15 protein-coding genes and 3 pseudogenes are annotated in these 16,769 nt (G+C 69.9%); 8 read left to right on the forward strand and 10 right to left on the reverse strand.

From position 1 onward, the window contains the following. Positions 1–16 precede the first annotated feature (16 nt). The gene (locus C7T91_RS03515) at positions 17–682 is read left to right on the forward strand and encodes a hypothetical protein (protein ID WP_108258002.1); all 666 of its coding nucleotides are present in this window, start codon (positions 17–19) and stop codon (positions 680–682) included. After that, positions 679–1,023 carry a hypothetical protein gene (locus C7T91_RS03520; RefSeq protein WP_108258003.1) on the forward strand — a complete coding sequence of 115 codons (345 nt, stop codon included), beginning with the start codon at positions 679–681 and terminating at the stop codon, positions 1,021–1,023. Before C7T91_RS03515 ends, C7T91_RS03520 begins: the two co-directional genes overlap by 4 nt. A gap of 154 nt (positions 1,024–1,177) precedes the next feature. On the opposite strand, the pseudogene C7T91_RS03525 reads toward C7T91_RS03520, so the two are convergent. The 5 genes and pseudogenes from C7T91_RS03525 to C7T91_RS03540 all read right to left on the reverse strand — a co-directional run. Beyond that, positions 1,178–2,035: pseudogene (locus C7T91_RS03525) on the reverse strand (cytochrome-c peroxidase); the annotation flags it as partial. 53 nt (positions 2,036–2,088) lie between these two features. Then, complete coding sequence (xylA, locus tag C7T91_RS03530; protein WP_108258004.1) at positions 2,089–3,396, reverse strand: xylose isomerase; 1,308 nt, start codon at positions 3,394–3,396, stop codon at positions 2,089–2,091. Continuing rightward, positions 3,393–4,151 carry a xylulokinase gene (locus C7T91_RS03535; RefSeq protein ID WP_108258005.1) on the reverse strand — a complete coding sequence of 253 codons (759 nt, stop codon included), beginning with the start codon at positions 4,149–4,151 and terminating at the stop codon, positions 3,393–3,395. Before C7T91_RS03535 ends, xylA begins: the two co-directional genes overlap by 4 nt. Continuing rightward, complete coding sequence (locus C7T91_RS37730) at positions 4,103–4,231, reverse strand: hypothetical protein (protein ID WP_269099727.1); 129 nt, start codon at positions 4,229–4,231, stop codon at positions 4,103–4,105. The genes C7T91_RS03535 and C7T91_RS37730 overlap by 49 nt, the downstream gene beginning before the upstream one ends. Before the next feature lie 23 nt (positions 4,232–4,254). After that, positions 4,255–5,139 carry a GMC family oxidoreductase gene (locus C7T91_RS03540; protein ID WP_269100152.1) on the reverse strand — a complete coding sequence of 295 codons (885 nt, stop codon included), beginning with the start codon at positions 5,137–5,139 and terminating at the stop codon, positions 4,255–4,257. A gap of 684 nt (positions 5,140–5,823) precedes the next feature. Here C7T91_RS03540 and C7T91_RS03545 point away from each other — a divergent pair. After that, a pseudogene (locus tag C7T91_RS03545) lies at positions 5,824–6,426 on the forward strand (PmbA/TldA family metallopeptidase); the annotation flags it as partial. Between the two features lie 111 nt (positions 6,427–6,537). Here C7T91_RS03545 and C7T91_RS03550 read toward each other — a convergent pair. Then, the gene (locus C7T91_RS03550) at positions 6,538–8,622 is read right to left on the reverse strand and encodes a 4Fe-4S binding protein (RefSeq protein WP_108258006.1); all 2,085 of its coding nucleotides are present in this window, start codon (positions 8,620–8,622) and stop codon (positions 6,538–6,540) included. Positions 8,623–8,694: 72 nt separating this feature from the next. Continuing rightward, on the reverse strand, positions 8,695–10,296 hold the full coding sequence (locus tag C7T91_RS03555; protein WP_108258007.1) for a GMC family oxidoreductase: 1,602 nt from the start codon (positions 10,294–10,296) through the stop codon (positions 8,695–8,697). Positions 10,297–10,389: 93 nt separating this feature from the next. Between C7T91_RS03555 and C7T91_RS03560 the strand changes: the two genes are divergently transcribed. From C7T91_RS03560 to C7T91_RS03575, 4 genes are all read left to right on the forward strand, one after another. Continuing rightward, positions 10,390–11,301, forward strand: a complete 912-nt coding sequence (locus C7T91_RS03560) for a LysR family transcriptional regulator (RefSeq protein ID WP_108258008.1) — start codon at positions 10,390–10,392, stop codon at positions 11,299–11,301. 188 nt (positions 11,302–11,489) lie between these two features. After that, complete coding sequence (locus C7T91_RS03565) at positions 11,490–11,696, forward strand: cold-shock protein (RefSeq protein ID WP_108258009.1); 207 nt, start codon at positions 11,490–11,492, stop codon at positions 11,694–11,696. Between the two features lie 49 nt (positions 11,697–11,745). Continuing rightward, positions 11,746–11,961, forward strand: a complete 216-nt coding sequence (locus tag C7T91_RS03570; protein WP_145962764.1) for a hypothetical protein — start codon at positions 11,746–11,748, stop codon at positions 11,959–11,961. 329 nt (positions 11,962–12,290) lie between these two features. Continuing rightward, on the forward strand, positions 12,291–12,893 hold the full coding sequence (locus C7T91_RS03575; protein WP_236638032.1) for a YoaK family protein: 603 nt from the start codon (positions 12,291–12,293) through the stop codon (positions 12,891–12,893). Here the strand turns inward: C7T91_RS03575 and C7T91_RS03580 are convergent. Continuing rightward, a pseudogene (locus C7T91_RS03580) lies at positions 12,845–13,516 on the reverse strand (alcohol dehydrogenase catalytic domain-containing protein); the annotation flags it as partial. The gene C7T91_RS03575 and the pseudogene C7T91_RS03580 sit on opposite strands and share 49 nt — an antisense overlap. 346 nt (positions 13,517–13,862) lie before the next feature. Between C7T91_RS03580 and folK the strand changes: the two are divergent. Further along, a complete protein-coding gene (gene folK, locus C7T91_RS03585; protein WP_161555730.1) occupies positions 13,863–14,687 on the forward strand; it encodes a 2-amino-4-hydroxy-6-hydroxymethyldihydropteridine diphosphokinase in 825 nt (274 codons plus the stop codon). On the opposite strand, the gene C7T91_RS34620 is transcribed toward folK, so the two are convergent. Both C7T91_RS34620 and C7T91_RS39045 read right to left on the reverse strand, forming a co-directional pair. Next, complete coding sequence (locus C7T91_RS34620; RefSeq protein WP_236637954.1) at positions 14,578–15,429, reverse strand: IS110 family transposase; 852 nt, start codon at positions 15,427–15,429, stop codon at positions 14,578–14,580. The genes folK and C7T91_RS34620 overlap by 110 nt on opposite strands. 126 nt (positions 15,430–15,555) lie before the next feature. After that, on the reverse strand, positions 15,556–16,401 hold the full coding sequence (locus C7T91_RS39045; RefSeq protein ID WP_108258012.1) for a transposase: 846 nt from the start codon (positions 16,399–16,401) through the stop codon (positions 15,556–15,558). Positions 16,402–16,769: the final 368 nt, after the last annotated feature.

Here is a 16,769-nt window from a genome sequence, read left to right on the forward strand (position 1 = left end):
CTTGAGGGAGGAACCGATGAAAACTGGCCTGAAGGCTGCGGCACTGGCCGCTGCGCTGGCGCTGGGCGCGCCCTTCGCGGCAGCCGCCGCCGAGACCGCCGCGCCCTATGCGCTGATGTTCCGCGAGGGCACGCTGGATGCCGTCGCCCATGACAGGGTGCTGACCTACAGCCGCAAGGTCGAGCTGCCCGCGGATGCGGAATTCGCGGCGCGCAGCAGCGGCGCGCTGCGCCTTGCCTTCGCGGAGGAGGCGGAGGACGAGGTGCGGCTGGGCTTCGGTCCCGACCAGCAGAGCACCCATGTGGTCGGCGCCTTTCCGGCAAGCGTCGGCAACCCGCTGGCGATGTACCACATGGAGACGGTCACCCGCGACATGGCGCGGCTCACCGGCGGCAGCCAGTTCTACATCCGCAACCGCATGAAGGACGCGCTGACCCGTCCGGCAAGCGTCGAACAGCTCGAACTGGACGGCGCGGCGGCGCAGGAGGTGGTGTTCCGTCCCTTCGAGGGCGATCCGAATGCCGCCAAGATGGGCGGCTTCGGCGCGCTGGAAATCCGCGCGGTGATGAGCGAGGCGGTGCCCGGCTGGTACCGCAGCCTCTCGGCCGTGGCGCCGGACGGCAAGGGCGGGGTGCTCTACAGCTCGGAAATCGTCTTCGACGGACGGGAGGCCGGGCAATGAGGCTGCTGCTCGCGGCGGGCCTGCTGGCCGGGAGCGCGGCGGCCGCCCAGGGGATCGACGAGCGGTTCAACGATTATCCGACTTCGGCGCGGGCCGATTACGTCTTCGGCTGCATGGCGGTGAACGGGCAGGGGCGCGACGTGCTGGAGCGCTGTTCCTGTTCGGTCGACCAGATCGCCGCGGTGCTGCCCTACGAGAAATACGTCGAGGCCGAGACAGTGCTGTCGCTGCGCCAGGTCGGCGGCGAGCGGATGGCGATCTTCCGCTCCTCGCCCTCTGCCGAAGCGCTGGTGGCCGACCTGCGCCGCGCGCAGGCCGAGGCGGAGATCCTCTGCTTCTGACCGTCCCGGGGCGCCGCAACCCGGAGTCGGCGGCAGGGCCCCGGATCGACCTTGCGGGACTGCGCTTCGGCAGCTCCTGCCGGACGGCGCAGCCTTCGGGAAACGTGCGGTGACGGTCGCAGATGGCGGTCTTGCGCTGTCGGCGCCATGCCGGTCGCTGCCGGCCGATGCCGCGCTCGAACCGCGCCGCCTTGCCCGGCCCGATCTGCGGCATGGCGATGGCATGGAAGCCGTGATCGGTCTGGAACCGCCCGGAATGGCAAGCGCTGCAGCCCGCGCGCCCCTCGAACAGCTGCCGCCCCGCCTCGGCTTCGGGCGGAAGCGGCGCGCCCGCGAGGAAACGGTCATAGGGGCTGTCATCGGCCCGCCATTCGACCGCGATGAAAGCGCCGAGCGCATTGGCGATATCGGTGAAGCGCGGCGGATCGGCGCCGATCTCGGCAAACCGGCTGCGGTAGTCCGGGATCCCCGCGACCCGCGCGGTGATCCGCGCCCAGGCGCCGTCCGGGCCGGTCAGCAGCCCCTGGCGCACCGCGGTCGAGACCTCGTTCTCGCCGTAATGCCCGGCCATCTCGTCGGGGCTGAGCACCGGGAACATGGTCTGCGCCGCAAGAACGCCGTCGAAGCCCGCGACCATCTCCGCGCCCAGCGGCGTGCGGATTCCGCCGGGCTGCGCCGGGTCCGCCTCCAGCCGCCCGTCATGGAACATCACCCGGAATTCGGGGTAGCCCAGATTGAACAGCGCGGTGGCATTCCGCGGCACGCGCTGCTCGGGCAGGTTCTCGGGGTCCGGATGCCGCTCCGGCCCCAGCCCCGCGCCGCCATCGCCCAGCCCGAGGCTCACCCCGTCCGAGGTGCCGAAGCGCGGATGGTGGCAGGTGGCGCAGGCCACCTCGCGGTTGCCGGACAGGACCGGGTCATAGAACAGCAGCTGCCCCAGCGCGGCCTCCGCCGGATCGAACCCCGGGAACTCCCCTGCCCCGGCAGGCAGGGCGAGGAGCAGCGCCGCCAGGACCGCGGCGCCCCGGGCCTGACCCGGGGCCTCCCGGAGCCAGCGCCCCGATGTCAGACGAAGCGGTTCACCCAATTCTCCAGGATCTCCTGCCGGCCCGATTTCGGTTGCGGATCGCAGCCGCGGGCCAGTGCCGCCGCGGCGATCTCCTCCAGCGGCTGCGCCAGCATCGCCTCTGCGCCGGGTTCCTGCCAGCCGCCATAGCGCGTCGCCAGCTCGGCCTCGAGCCCGCCGTCTTCCAGCATCGCCGCCGCCGCCTTCAGCCCGCGCGCGCAGACATCCATGCCACCGACATGCGCCGCGATCAGGTCCTGCGGATCGAGCGACTGGCGCCGGATGCGGGCGTCGAAATTCGTCCCGCCGGTGCCGAGGCCGCCCGCCTTGAGGATGATGTAATAGGCCAGCGCGACTTCCGGCACGTTGTTGGGGAACTGGTCGGTGTCCCAGCCCGACTGGTAGTCGTTGCGGTTCATGTCGATCGAGCCGAGCATTCCGTCGGCCGCCGCCACCGCCAGCTCGTGCTCGAAACTGTGCCCGGCGAGGATCGCATGGCCCTGCTCGAGGTTCAGCTTCACCTCGTTCTCCAGCCCGTATTTCCGCAGGAAGCCGATGCAGGTCGCGGCGTCGAAATCATACTGGTGCTTCGACGGCTCCTGCGGCTTCGGCTCCACCAGGATCGTGCCCTTGAAACCGATCTTGTGTTTGTATTCGACCACTTTGGTCAAAAAGGCGCCCATATGGTCAAGTTCCTGACCGATATCCGTGTTCAAGAGCGTCTCATAGCCCTCGCGCCCGCCCCAGAGCACGTAGTTCTCCCCGCCCAGCCGGTGGGTCGCGTCCATCGCCGCCTTCACCGTCGCGGCGGCATAGGCGAAAACCTCCGGGTCCGGGTTGGTCGAAGCCCCGGCCATCCAGCGGCGGTGGCTGAACATGTTGGCCGTGCCCCAGAGCAGCTTGGTGCCGGTCTCCTCCATCTTCGCGGCGAAGATGTCGGTGATCCGCTCGAGATTCGACACCGACTCCGCAAGGCTCGCCCCCTCGGGCCGGACATCGGCATCATGGAAGCAGAAATAGGGCTGGCCGAGCAGGCGGAACATCTCGAAGGCCGCCTCCGCCTTGGCCTCGGCATGGGCCATGTCGCCGCCTGCCTGCCAGGGCCTGAGGAAGGTGGCGCCGCCGAACGGATCGCCGCCCTCATAGGCCAGGCTGTGCCAATAGGCGACGGCAAAGCGCAGGTGGTCCTCCATCCGCTTGCCCAGGACGATCTCGTCGGGATTGTAGTGGCGGAAGGCCAGCGGGTTCGCGGTTCCGGGTCCCTCGTAGCGGACGGGCTCCAGCCCGGCGAAGAAATCCTTGGTCATTTCAGTACCTTCAAACTGGGATAGAGCGCGCGCCAGGCGGCATAGGCGTCATCATGGGCGGGGATCAGGTCGGCGCGCGGCAGCACGGTCTCGCCGATTTCCGGCCGGGTCATCACCGCATCCGGATCAGCGCCGGTGACGCCGCAGATGGCAAGCCGCGCCGCGCCGAGCGCCGCGCCGAACTCGCCCTTGGCCGGCAGGTCGAGCGGCTGGTCCAGCACCGTGGCCAGCAGTTCCACCCAATAGCGCGAACGGGTGCCGCCGCCGATCGCCAGGCATTGATCCAAGGCGGTTCCGGTCGCCATCAGCGCCTGCTGGCAGTCGCGGAGCGCGAAGCTGACGCCTTCGATCACCGCGCGGGCGAGGTCCTCCGGACCATCGGCGATATCGAGCCCGGTGAAGCCGCCGCGGACCCGGCTGTCATTGTGCGGCGTGCGCTCGCCGGAAAGATAGGGCGCGAAGCGGACCTTGCCGGGCACATCGAGCGCGCCGAGCCCGCCGAGCAGCTCGCCCGGTCCCTTGCCGGTGATCCGCGACAGCCAGTTGAGGCTGTCGGTGGCGGCGAGGATCACGCCCATCTGGTACCAGCGGCCCGGCACGGCATGGCAGAAGCTGTGCACCGCGCTGCCCGGATCGGCCCCGAAATCGTCGCGCGCCGCCAGAAGCACGCCGGACGTGCCGAGCGAAACGAAGCCCTGCCCCGCCTTCAGCGCGCCGACCCCGCAGGCCGATACCGCATTGTCCGCCCCGCCCAGGACGGGCCCGCGGCCAGCGCCAGCCCGGGCAGCGCTGCGGCGCCGGCGGCCAGAAGGCCGGCGGTCAGGATGCGGTTCATGGTGTCTCCTCCCTTGGTGACGGTCAGTTCGGCAGGCTCTCCCTGCCGGTGACGAAGCGGGCGCAGCGTTCGGCGATCATCATCACCGGCGCGTTGGTATTGCCCGAGACCAGCCGCGGCATGACCGAGCAGTCGGCGACGCGCAGGCCGCGGGTGCCGCGCACCTTCAGCTCGGCATCGACGACGCCCATCGGATCGGTTGCCGGTGCCATCTTGGCGGTGCCGGAGGGGTGGTAGACGGTCTTGGCGGTCTGGCGGATGAAGCCGCGCAGCGCCTCGTCGTCATCCACCGCCGCGGCCGTCGGCAGCACGAACTCGCGGCAGAGGCTGGCCAGCGCCGGCGCGCGGTAGATCTCGATCGCCTTCTTCACGCCGCGCAGCATCACCTCCATGTCGTCCGGATCCGAGAAGCTGCCCGCGTCGAACACGATCCTGTCCTTCGGGTCCTTCGAGCGCAGCCGCACCTGGCCGCGCGATTTCGGACGCAGCACGCAGGGATTGATCGACATGCCGTGATCCTCGATCGGATCGCGGTCGATGAAGCCGACGAGCGCGGGAAGGACATGGAACTGCACATCCGGCAGGCCCGCGCCCGACACGTCGGCGAAGCCGCCCGACTCGACCACGTTCGAGGTCAGCAGGCCGGAGCGGAAGGCGAGGTACTGCGCCATGTGGCGCGCCGCCTTCAGCCCCTTGTCCTCGCGGAACAGCGAGATCGGCGCCTTGGTCGCGCATTGCACGTTGGTTTCCAGATGGTCCTGGTAGTTCCGCCCGACGCCCGGCACATCCGCGGCCACCGCGATGCCGTGGCCCTTCAGCGCCTCCGCATCGCCGATGCCCGAGAGCATCAGCAGCCGCGGCGTCTCCAGCGCGCCCGCGCAGAGCACCACCTCGCCCAGGGCCCCGATCCGGCGAGGGCGCGCGCGCCGGAGTGCCCGCCTCGGTGCCGGAACTCAGCTGCGGCAGCGCCGAGGCATCGCCCTGCCGCGCATCGGCCACGATCTGGCGCAGCGCCGCGGCGTCGAGCCGGTCCTCGAGAATGCCGGAGCGCAGGATGAAATCCAGCCGCGCGGCCCTCTCCTCGACCACCGCAGTGCTGTTCAGCTCGCTGCGGATCACCTCGAAGCGGAATTTCTGCCGCTCCAGCTCGACCGTCGCATCCTGGCTCTGCCCGGCGCGGAACGTGTCGAAGACGAAGGTCGCCGCCAGCGTGATCAGCCCGCCGAGCGCGATGCTGACCGGCGTGCGCAATTCCCGCAGCCAGGCCCGGCCGCCCTGCGGCGAGGCCATCCGGTCCGCCCGCTCGATCAGCAGCGTCTTCATGGCGTCCGACAGCCCCGCATCCGCCGCAATCTCGGCGACGCGCCGGTCCAGATCGCCGTCTCCGTTCCTGCCTGCCATGCACCGCTCCTTGCCGCCCGCTCCGAAAATAGCACGGAACTGCCGCGGCAAGGTGCCGGTTTTTCAGACCCTTGCCCGCAAAAATGGCGCCTGTGCCGCAGCGTGCCGGGCTCGGGACTGGCGAAGCCACCCCAGATTGCCTATCAAACCCGGAGGAATGCGGCGCCCGCGCCGAAGAAGGAGACCGATCCATGTCCGAGACCCTGTCCGACCTCGCCGACGCCCTGCTGGCGGCGGCGCGCGCCGCCGGTGCGGAAAGCGCGGATGCCCTGGTGACCCGCGGCGCCTCGGTGTCGATCGGGCTGCAATCCCGCAAGCTCGAGGAAGTCGAGCGCTCGGAATCCGTCGATCTGGGCCTGCGCGTGCTGATCGGCAAGCGCCAGGCCTGCGTCTCCGCCTCCGACAGCCGTCCCGAAACCTTCGCCGCGATGGCCGAACGCGCGGTCGCCATGGCCCGCGAGGCGCCCGAAGATGCGTGGATCGGGCTCGCCGATCCGGAGCAGCTCTCGACCGGCTGGCAGTCGCTCGATCTCGATCTCTGCGACCCGGAACCCGAACCCGATCCCGCCGCACTGGAAGCCGCCGCGCGCGAGGCCGAAGCCGTGGCACTCGACACGCCCGGCATCTCGCAGGTGGAAAGCGCCAGCGCCGGCTACAGCCGCCGCGCGCTGCATCTGGCGGCGACCAACGGCTTCTCGGCCGGCTACGAGCGCACGGACCATGGGCTCTACTGCGTCGCCATCACCGGCACAGGCGGCGGCATGGAGCGCGACTACTACGGCTCCCAGCGCACCCATGGCAGCGATCTCGAAAGCGCCGCCGAGATCGGCCGCCTCGCCGCCGAGCGCACGCTCGGGGCAGGGCGGCGGCAGCGGCGATGGCGAGGAAGCGGCGGCGGGTCAGGGTCATTCCGCGGCTGTCCCCAGCTCGCGGCGCTTCGCGGCCAGCACCAGCGGCACGCATTGGCGCGGGTCGTCATGGATCGTCACGCAATCGAGGCACTGGAAGCATTCGTCATAGGCGATCTTCCCGGAGCGCTCGATCGCGCCATAGCGGCAGCGCACCTTGCAGAGCTGGCAGGGCGAGCCGCAGGCTTCGCGCCGCGGGATCCAGCGCCGCAGCCGCAGCATCCCGCCCACTGCCATCAGCGCGCCCAAGGGGCAGACATAGCGGCAGAAGCCCTTGAAGGTGACCATGGCCAAGAGCAGCCAGAAGGCCGCATAGGCGGCGTAAGGCCAGTCGCGGAGGAAGAAGGTGGTGATCGCGGTCTTGAAGGGCTCGACCTCGGCGGCCTTGTCGATCTGTCCGGGGGCGAGCACGGCAGTGGCGAGAAGCGCGGCGAGGATGACGTATTTCACGCCCTTGAGGCGGCGGTCCCAGGCGGCGGAGGGCTCGATCTGCGGCAGGCGCAGCAGGCGGCCGAGCCGGTCGGCGAATTCCTGCAGCGCGCCGAAGGGGCAGAGCCAGCCGCAGAACAGCCCGCGCCCCCAGAGGAGGAAGCCCGCGATCGCCGCCGCCCAGATCAGGAGCGAGAACGGATCATAGGCAAGAAAGGCGAGGCTGCCACCCTGCAGCGTGGCCGAGAGCACGGCAAGCGGCGTGACGATGGAAAGCTGCCCTTGGCCCCACCAGCCGACGAAGCCGAGCACCACGGCCAGCACGCCCAGCCGGATCGCGCCGAAGCGGGGATGGGCGGCAAGGCGGCTCTGGCCGAAGCCGAGGACGGGGAGCAGCACCGAAAGTCCGAGGCCGAGCGCGATCAGGTCTCCCTGCCGGTTCTCGGCCGCCACGCGCCAGGGCGGCAGCGACCGCGGCGCCTCGGGGCGGAGGAAGAACCGGGCGGGGGTTCCGTGCTCCAGCGACAGTTCGGCGGTGCCGGTCTCGGGCTGGAACATGCCGTGTTCGCGCACCGCCTCGACGGTCAGGGTCCAGGGGCGTGCCGGGTCGAAGCCGAGGCGGCGGTCGGTGCGCAGGATCATCGCCGTGGCATCATGGAGCGCCGCGGGAACCCCGTCGGCCAGCTCCACGAAGAGATCGGCATCGCGCAGCGCCACCGGCAGCCCGTCCTGCTCGGCCGTCAGCCGGTCCGGGGCGGTGTTGCGGACGAAATCTTCGCTGACCAGCCCGTGCCGCCCGGCATCGATCACCAGGATCGGCTCGTCATCGGGCGAAATCGTGCGGAAGTTCTGCAGCTCGCGCGAGGTGTCCCCGGCCAGAACCGCGCGGGCGATGGCGGGCGGGCCGAGATCGACCACGTAGAGATCGAGATAGAGGCCCTCGGGATCGGCGGCGGCCTCCGGGTCGTCATCGGCCCAGACCGTGCCGGCGAAGCGCGCGTCGATTTCGGCATTGCTCACGGCCAGCCGCCCGACGATGCCCTCGGCAACCATGTCTTCCCAGCCGAGCGGCTCGTCATGCGCCATGTCGGGATGGGCGGGCGGCTCGGCGGCGATGCCCTTCATCTTCTCCTGCGCGACGGCGCGGGTTGCGGCCAGCAGGCTCTCATGCGCGATGCGCACGCTCGCCGTCGCCTTGGTCACCCCGTCGAGATAGGTCAGCGGCCCCTCGGCCTTGCCATAGGGGCTGCCCACCACCATCGGGGTGGCGATCGAGAGGCCGCGATATTGCTCGAAGAAGGCATGGAACGGCGCCTCGCCGAGGCCCGAGACGAAGATCGGCTCGTTATGGCGCAGCAGCGAGACATCGAGGAAGCGGCCTTCGAGATCGATCATCACCAGGATGTCGACCGGCGCGCCGGAGAAGCCGGGCAGCGGCGCCAGCGGCTCGGTCTCGAAGACGTAGCCCGCCAGCGCGCCGCCGGAATTCAGCAGCTCGTGGACGCCGCGGTCATTGACCGCCTGCCCGAGCGAGAAGGGGGGCATGATCCGGGCGGCGAGCGTTTCTGGGGAGAGCGGCTCGGAGGCGCGGGCAGGGCCTGAGAGGAAACAGGCCAGCCAGATGAATAGCGCAATGGTTGCCCCCCGGATCATGCCTCCAGATTGCCCGAGCGGCCTGCGCCCGGCCATTCGACCATGGTCGGGCCGGACGATCCGAAGGTCGGTCTAGGCGCGGGAATCGGCGCGGATCATCTCGGCGGCCTTCTCGGCGATCATCACCACCGGCGAGGCGGTGTTGCCGCTGGTGATCGTCGGCATGATCGAGGCATCGACCACGCGCAGCCCCTGCACGCCATGGACGCGCAGCCGCTCGTCGACCACGGCCAGCGGATCGCGGCCCATCTTCGCCGTGCCGACGGGATGGAAGATCGTCGTGCCGACCGCGGCGGCAGCCTCGGCCAGCGAGGCCTCGTCGGCATAGTCCGGGCCGGGGCGGACTTCCTCCGGGCGGAAGGCGGCCAGCGGTTCCTGCGCCACGATCCGCCGGGTCAGCGCGATGGCGCGGGCGGCGGTGCGGCGGTCGCCCTCGGTCGACAGGTAGTTCGGCGCGATCTTCGGCTTGTCCTCGATCCGTTCCGAGCGCAGCCGCACCGTGCCGCGGCTTTCCGGGCGCAAGTGGCAGACCGAGGCGGTGAAGGCCGGGTAGGGGTCGAGATCCTCGCCGAATTTCGGCAGCGACAGCGGCTGGACATGGTATTCCAGATCCGGCGTTGACACCGAGGCGTCGGATTTGGCGAAGGCGCCGAGCTGCGACGGCGCCATCGACATCGGACCCGAGCGCTTCAGAGCGTATTCCAGCCCGATCTTCGCCTTGCCGAACAGGGTCGAAGCGCGCGCGTTCAGCGTGTCGACGCCGCTGACCCGGTAGGAACAGCGCAGCTGCAGATGATCCTGCAGGTTGCCGCCGACGCCTTCCAGCGCCTGCCGGAGCTCGATGCCGTGCTCCGCAAGATGCGCGGCCGGGCCGAGGCCGGAGAGCATCAGGATCTTCGGCGAATTGATCGCGCCCGCCGACAGGATCACCTCGGCGGAGGCGGCGATGTCGCGGACCGCCCCGTTCTGCCGGATGCGGAGCCCGGCGGCGCGGGACCCGTCGAACAGCACCCGCTCGACCTCGGCGCCGGTGATCACGGCGAGGTTCTGCCGTCCCTTCGCGGGCTTCAGGAAGCCTTTCGAGGTGTTCCAGCGCCAGCCCTTGCGCTGGTTCACCTGGAAATAGCTGACGCCCGCGGTGCTGCCGGTATTCAGGTCGTCGACCTTCGGGATGCCGGTCAGCGCGCAGGCGTCGGCGAAGGCGTCGAGGATGTCCCAGCGCAGCCGCTGCCGCTCCACCCGCCACTCGCCGCCCGATCCGTGCAGCTCGGAAGCGCCGCCGAAATGGTCCTCGGACTTGCGGAACCAGGGCAGCACGTCGTCCCAGCCCCAGCCGGTGTTGCCCATCTGGCGCCACTGCTCGTAATCCTCGGCATGGCCGCGCTGGTAGAGCATGCCGTTGATCGAGGAACAGCCGCCCAGAACGCGGCCGCGCGGGTAGCCGATGGCGCGGCCGCCGAGCCCTGCCTCGGGCTCGGTCCGGTAGCACCAGTCGGTCCGCGGATTGCCGATGCAGTAGAGATAGCCGACCGGGATATGGATCCACGGATAGGTGTCGCGGCCGCCGGCCTCGATCACCGCCACGCGGGTTTTCCCGTCCGCGCTCAGCCGGTTGGCGAGCACCAGCCCCGCCGTGCCGCCGCCTGCGATCACGTAGTCGAACCGATCGGTCATGCCGTCCTCCCTGTCTCCTCGGCAGGGACTTTCCATGGCGCACCGCCGCATGTACATGAACGAATATGAACGACAGCTGTGCGGAAACGGACGATGCTCTATCACTGGGACGACATCCGGTTCTTCCTCGAAATCCACCGGGCGGGCAGCCTCACCGGCGCGGCGCGGCGGCTGAAGGTCAGCCACACCACCGTGGCGCGGCACCTCGCGCGGCTGGAGCGCGACCTCGATGTCGAGCTGGTGGAGAAATCCGAGGACGGGCTCCGGCTGACCCAGGCGGGGTTCGACATGCTGGGGCTTGCCCGCGCCATGGAGGATACCGGCACCTCGATCGGCGACCGGATGGCGGCCAAGGGGGCGGCGGTCAGCGGCACGGTGCGGGTCGGTGCGCCGGACGGGGTCGGCAACGCGGTGCTGTCTTCGCTCCTGCCCGCGCTGCGCAAGGCGCATCCGGGGATCGAGCTGGAGCTGGTGCCGGTGCCGGTCACGCACAAGCTGTGGCGGCGCGACGTCGACATCGCGATCAGCCTCGACCGCCCCGAGACCGGCCGCCTGGCGATGCGCAAGCTGGTCGATTACGACCTGCGCCTCTACGGCGCGGCCGAGCTGCTGGCCGGAGGGATGCCGCAGGAGATCGCCGATCTCGCCGGCTTCGATTTCGTCGGCTACATCCCGGACCTGCTCTATACCGAAGAACTGAATTTCAACGCCCAGATCGCGCCCGGGCTTGCCGTGCCCTACCGCGCGGCGACGGTGCAGGCGCAGCTCGACGCGGTGCGGGCGGGCGCGGGGCTGGGGGTGCTGCCCTGCTACATGGCCGACGGCACGGGGCTGGTGCCGGTGCTGCCCGACAGGGTAGGGTTCTCGCGCACCTACTGGCTGCTGATTCCCGAGGAGATCCGCGACTGGCAGAAAGTGCGCCTCGTCGCCGACCACATCGCCGGAGCGCTGCGCCGCGATGCCGGGCGGTTCCGCTTCCGCCGCCCTCCGGTAGCGGAAACCTGAGCGCGTTCCTGCCAATCTGCGCCATTTGCGCGGTTTCCCTTGTAATGTGCGCAACTGCCTCTATGTTCGTGGGAGCTACGTTATTCCGACCGCAACCTGTCTCCTTCACGGCTTCAGTCTGCTTTTCGATCTGACACAGCCGGGCTGCCGCAATCTCGTGGGCAGCATAGGACTCAGGAGATATCACGATGGCCAATGGCACCGTGAAATGGTTCAACCAAACCAAAGGCTTCGGCTTCATTCAGCCGGATGATGGCGGCAAGGACGTGTTCGTCCACATCTCCGCCGTCGAGCGCGCGGGCATCCGGGATCTGCCCGATGGACAGAAAGTGTCCTTCGAAATCGAGACTGGCCGCGATGGCCGCCAGTCGGCACGCGACCTGGAACTCGCCTGATTTCCATCCCGAATCCTCCGGCCGCGCCGGGGGAACGTCAGGAAGGTCCATGACCACTAAGAAATCGTCTCCCGGCTTGTTCCGGGAGACCGGCAAGCCGCTGACCCCGTTCGAAAAGACGGCAGCGGCAGCCAAGGATATCATCGACACCGAAACGCAGAAACGCGCCGACCGGACCGCAGCCCTCAGGGCCGCCCGGATGGAGCGCGACGCCGAAGCGGAGCAGGCCGGGGAACCGGCCGAGCCTTCCAAGGACCGGCGATGATCAGGGGACGGCGGAAACGCCGTCCCTTTTTCTTTGCGCCGATGGCCGCGGCGCTGGCGCTCTTTGCCGGAACATTGCGAACCGGCGGTTCGGCGAGGCTCCGCCGCTGGCCGGTCCTTCACCGCCCGGTGTGTTGCCCGTGAAAACCACCTGACCACATCCTTTCGGAAGTATCCGTGTGTTTCCAGGAGGTTCCCGTGCCGTTCCGCAACCGTTCCCTGCGCATCATGTGCCTGTCCACCGCCCGGCGCCGCGCGCCGGAGGCCGATCGCTGGCTCGGCCTGACGCTCGCCCTGATCGCCGGGTCGCTCAATGCCGGCGCCTTCCTGATGCTGAGCCAGTATGCCTCCCACATGACCGGCCACCTGTCGCAGGTCGCCGGTGCGCTGGCCGGACGCGACTTCCGGCTGGTGGCGCTGAGCCTCGCCGTGCTCGCGCTGTTCGTCTCCGGGGCGGCGCTGGCCTCCGCGATGATCGCCCGCGGCAATTTCCCCCGGGCGCGCGGCACCTATTGCGCGCCGCTGGCGCTGCAGGGGCTGCTGCTCGGCTGCCTGGGATTCGCGGATGCGGTGCCGCAGGCCTGGCAGGGCTGGGCCGGCCTGGGGCTTCTGGCCTTCGCGATGGGACTGCAGAACGCGACGATCACGCGGATCTCCGGCGCGCGGATCCGCACGACCCATGCCACCGGGCTGCTGACCGACATGGGAATCGAGATCGGCCGCGGGCTGTTCGGGCGCGGTGCCGACGGCTATGACCGCGCGCGGCTGGTCCTCTTCGTGCAGCTGGTGGCCTGCTTCGTCCTCGGCGGCATCGCCGGCGTGCATGGCCAGCAGGACATGGGCTGGCGCTTTGCGCTGGTGCCCGCCGCCGTGCTTCTGGCGTTGGCGGCCGCGACCGCGCCCAGGGTGTTCACGGTCTCGATCCCGTCATAGGCGCCGATGATGTCGAGCTTCGGCTGGGCCAGGTCGGCGACGATCACCTTGGCGCAGCCGCCGGCCAGCGCGGCCAGCGCCACCATCATGCCGATCGGTCCGGCACCGGTGACGACGGCGATGTCGCCCGGCTGGATGCGCGCGCGCAGCGCCGCCTGCATGCCGATGGCGAAGGGCTCGACCATCGCGCCTTCGGCAAAGCTCACGCTGTCCGGCAGCTTGTAGGTGAAGGCGGCCGGGTGGATCACCTCGGGCGTCAGGCAGCCATGCACCGGCGGCGTCGCCCAGAACCGCACGGCCGGATCGACATTGTAGATGCCGAGCTTCGACGCCCGCGAATCCGGATCGGGAATGCCCGGCTCCATGCAGACCCGGTCGCCCGGCGCCAGCCCGGTCACCTCGGCGCCGCAGCCGATCACCGTGCCCGAGGCCTCGTGGCCGAGCACCATCGGCGCCTCGACCACGAAATGGCCGATCTTGCCATGCGTGTAGTAGTGCACGTCCGAGCCGCAGATCCCCACGGTATGGGTGGCGATGCGGACGTCCCGCGGGCCGAGCGTGCCCGGAATGTCGAAGTCCCGCAGCGCGAGCCTGCCCTTTTCCTCCAGTACCAATGCCTTCATGCCGGTCTCCTCCCGTCTGGCTGCCCTCCCGGATGGCGGGCCGGGCGGCGGATGTAAACGGAAACCGCCGAACCGGGGCAAAATGCTGCGGCAACGGGAAAATTCGTACCGGCCCGGCGGCGGGCACTGCACAGGCGCCGGGCCCCGGGCCCTCCGCGGCCGCCGCGATTCGACGGCGCCGGACGCGGACGAAGCCGCCGGCCGCGCAGCTCGACGGGCGGGACATGCCGCCGCTGCCGCCCGCGGCCACCGCCCTGATGCAGGCGCTTCTCGAGGCGCTTGCCAACGAAACCGGCAGCAGCCCCCTGCCGGACCGCCCCGCCACCCCGTCCCCGGAGGACCTCACATGACCGACCGCGTCTTCGTCTCCAATCTCTGCCTGCATGCCCATCACGGGGTCTTCCCCGAGGAGAAGCGGCTGGGCCAGAAATTCTATCTCGACATCGACTGCGGCATGTCGGTCGCGGGCGCCGCGAACGAGGACGATTACGGCCAGACGGTCTGCTATGACGGCCTGTGCAAACTGGCCGAGGAAGTCTCCCAGGCCGGGCCCTTCGACCTGATCGAGACTCTGGGCGACCGCATCGCGGGCACCATCCTGGAACGCCATCCGCTGGTCTCCTCGGTGCGCGTCGCGATCCGCAAGCCCGCCGCGCCGATCGCGGCGATGCTCGACCATGTCGGCATCGAGGTGTCGCGCCGCCGCCGCTACCGCGTGGCCTTCTCGCTCGGCACCAACATGGGCGAGAAAGAGCACAACCTGCGCAGCGCGCTGGCGCATCTGGTCGCCCAGGACGAGGTGGAAATCGACGCCGTGTCGAAATTCCACAAGACCGCGCCCTGGGGCAAGATCGACCAGGACTGGTTCCTCAATGCCTGCGCCACCGGCTGGTCGACGCTGGAGCCGCTGAAGCTGATGAAGCTCTGCAAGCGCATCGAGCTGGTCGTCGGCCGGGTGCCCTCGGACCGCTGGGGGCCGCGGATGATCGACATCGACCTGCTGCATGCCGACAACCTGGCGATCGACACGCCCGAACTGACCCTGCCGCACCGCGAGATGTTCAACCGCGCCTTCGTGCTGGAGCCGCTGGCCGAAATCGCGCCCGAGCTGGTGATCTGCGGCCGTCCGGTCGCCGCCGAGGCCGACCGTCTGGTGCAGGCCCAGATCTGACGCGCGGCGCCCTCCCTCTCCCCGCCGGGGAGAGGGCCGGGGTGACGCCGGGACAAGCGGGGCAGGAAACGGCTGCGGGATCGCCGGTGCGCAGCGATGCCGGCCCTGGCCGCTTCTGCCCTGCGCAGGCGCAGCTCTGGCGCCTTGCCGTGGGGATTGTGCAGGCTGCAGGACGCCGCGCCGGATCAGGAACGCGACGTCCTGCCAAAGCGGCGCGGCAGCGGGGCCGGGCCGTGGAACTGCCGTGTCCCGGACGCTTTCCGCCCGAGCTTCCCCCAAATTTCCCGCGGTGTATCCATGCTGGCCGATGCCCGGGGGCTTCCTTCGGCGACGACAGGCCGGAGACATGCCTGTCCTCCATCCGCAACCCGGCCGTTCCGGTGTCCCTGCCGGGTCCGCTTTCGGCCTGGCCATTCAGCAGCGACCTGGCGGCGCTCTCTGCGTCAAGGCTGTCGGACTTGCCATGAAGATAGCGCAGCTGCCGGTTCGGGCGCATGACATCCAGAACAATGTGTCCCGCAGCGGGCAACTCCCGGGACAGCCCGGCACCATCGGAGCCTGTCCCCTCGATGCCGAAGGCTTTGACAGGGCCCAAATCGGCGGCCCATGCCTCGACCTCGCAATAGCCGCGTCGCGTCGCAGGGATTGTCGTGGTGCCGAGACGCGCGCCATGGGCATTGATCGCGACAGCGGCGTGATCGTCGGCTTTGTGCGTGTCCACGCCGATGATGATGTCTTCCATGTCTGCCGTCCCCCCGAGATGGCCCGGGGAGCGATCAAAGAGGACAGGACTGCAAAGATACGCGACCGTCAGGCTCCTGTGACGTCACATCTTGCCCGCTGCCGGGGCAGCCTGATCGCCGACCCGTCAACGCAATGAAACCAGGTCAATCAAGGCATGGGTCAGGCCATCGGACTGCGGTCCCGCACCCCCAGTCCAGGCGATGTCCTGCACCTCGGCTGATTGGTCCCGCAGGATGAAGAGTTTCCCGGCGCCTGGCTTGGCAGGCAGCCGACAGGTCCGGGCCCCGTCCAAGAGCTTGTGGCGGACACGGGAATTGCCCGCGCGGGTGATCGCGCCGCGCCGTGCGGTCTTGCCCGCGGAACATCCGCCGGGCACGGGCCCCGGATCTGCCGTCAGCGTCACCGGGCGTTCGAACCGCCGCACATCCCCGATCCCGGCCAGGAAGCGGACGGCACCGGGAAAGGCGGCGGCGCGCAAGGCCCGGAGCACATGCACCCCGGGGGCGCGGTCCCGCTTTGGCACCAAGGCCTCGATGTGCCTGGCAAGCCGGGCCGCGCCTCCGTGGCCTTGCGCTCGTCCTGCAGCAGGTCCTGCAGGACGATCTGACGGGCGGGATGGCCGAAGCGTCGGCCCTGCAGCCATTGGCGGCAGCGCATCGTCCACGGCTTGGTCCCATGGCAAACCCGCCCTTGGCGCCGCAGGAACGCCGGCACCGGCTGGCGCTTGCGGCGCTGATCTTCCGCGGCCCTGTCCCGGGCGCGGACGAGTTCCCGCCTCGCCCCATGCGTCTCGCCGGGACCGCAGATCGGCGCCAATTCCCCGGCACGCAGGAGCCGCACCAGCCGGATGGCATCCAGCCGAGCGGTTTTCATCCGGGCGCCAGAGTGCACGGCGGAGAGGCAACCACGCATTCGAAACCGACTGCACGCACCTGCCGGCACAGCCCGTAGCCTGCCGGCCCTGCTTCATGGCAAATGCGGACGGTCCTGCGGCGGCCCGCCCGCCTCCCGCGACGCCGCTCCATGCTGGCGCGTGTTCGCGGATGCCGCGGGGCTGCGCACATCGCTTCCCGTGCCGCCAGCGGCGATCGAGGCCGCGAGCTTGTCCTTCGGCACGTCACTGCCGGCGCAGATCACGGTTTGGCCTAAGGTCATGCTGTCCTCCGGCGCAAGCCAGCGGCAAGTGCCGCGACGCGATCCGGATACAGGCTCGCCCCCGGCAGCGCGCCGCTGGAAAAGACATCGGGCCTTACGTGGCCAGATGGATCGGCTCTGCCGCGGCGCCGCGGCGGGGACGCAGCCCGGCCAGCGCCAGGAGGGCCAGCAGGATCAGCAGCC

The organism is Mangrovicoccus ximenensis (assembly GCF_003056725.1).
Taxonomy (GTDB): domain Bacteria; phylum Pseudomonadota; class Alphaproteobacteria; order Rhodobacterales; family Rhodobacteraceae; genus Mangrovicoccus; species Mangrovicoccus ximenensis.

What these genes read in the sequence shown, in the direction of transcription:
- C7T91_RS03515 (WP_108258002.1), top strand. Translation starts at nt 17, where the DNA reads ATGAAAACTGGCCTGAAGGCTGCGGCACTGGCCGCTGCGCTGGCGCTG.
- C7T91_RS03520 (WP_108258003.1), top strand. Translation starts at nt 679, where the DNA reads ATGAGGCTGCTGCTCGCGGCGGGCCTGCTGGCCGGGAGCGCGGCGGCC.
- xylA (WP_108258004.1), bottom strand. Translation starts at nt 3,396, where the DNA reads ATGACCAAGGATTTCTTCGCCGGGCTGGAGCCCGTCCGCTACGAGGGA.
- C7T91_RS37730 (WP_269099727.1), bottom strand. Translation starts at nt 4,231, where the DNA reads ATGAACCGCATCCTGACCGCCGGCCTTCTGGCCGCCGGCGCCGCAGCG.
- C7T91_RS03550 (WP_108258006.1), bottom strand. Translation starts at nt 8,622, where the DNA reads ATGATCCGGGGGGCAACCATTGCGCTATTCATCTGGCTGGCCTGTTTC.
- C7T91_RS03555 (WP_108258007.1), bottom strand. Translation starts at nt 10,296, where the DNA reads ATGACCGATCGGTTCGACTACGTGATCGCAGGCGGCGGCACGGCGGGG.
- C7T91_RS03560 (WP_108258008.1), top strand. Translation starts at nt 10,390, where the DNA reads ATGCTCTATCACTGGGACGACATCCGGTTCTTCCTCGAAATCCACCGG.
- C7T91_RS03565 (WP_108258009.1), top strand. Translation starts at nt 11,490, where the DNA reads ATGGCCAATGGCACCGTGAAATGGTTCAACCAAACCAAAGGCTTCGGC.
- C7T91_RS03570 (WP_145962764.1), top strand. Translation starts at nt 11,746, where the DNA reads ATGACCACTAAGAAATCGTCTCCCGGCTTGTTCCGGGAGACCGGCAAG.
- C7T91_RS03575 (WP_236638032.1), top strand. Translation starts at nt 12,291, where the DNA reads ATGCTGAGCCAGTATGCCTCCCACATGACCGGCCACCTGTCGCAGGTC.
- folK (WP_161555730.1), top strand. Translation starts at nt 13,863, where the DNA reads ATGACCGACCGCGTCTTCGTCTCCAATCTCTGCCTGCATGCCCATCAC.
- C7T91_RS34620 (WP_236637954.1), bottom strand. Translation starts at nt 15,429, where the DNA reads ATGGAAGACATCATCATCGGCGTGGACACGCACAAAGCCGACGATCAC.
- C7T91_RS39045 (WP_108258012.1), bottom strand. Translation starts at nt 16,401, where the DNA reads ATGAAGCAGGGCCGGCAGGCTACGGGCTGTGCCGGCAGGTGCGTGCAG.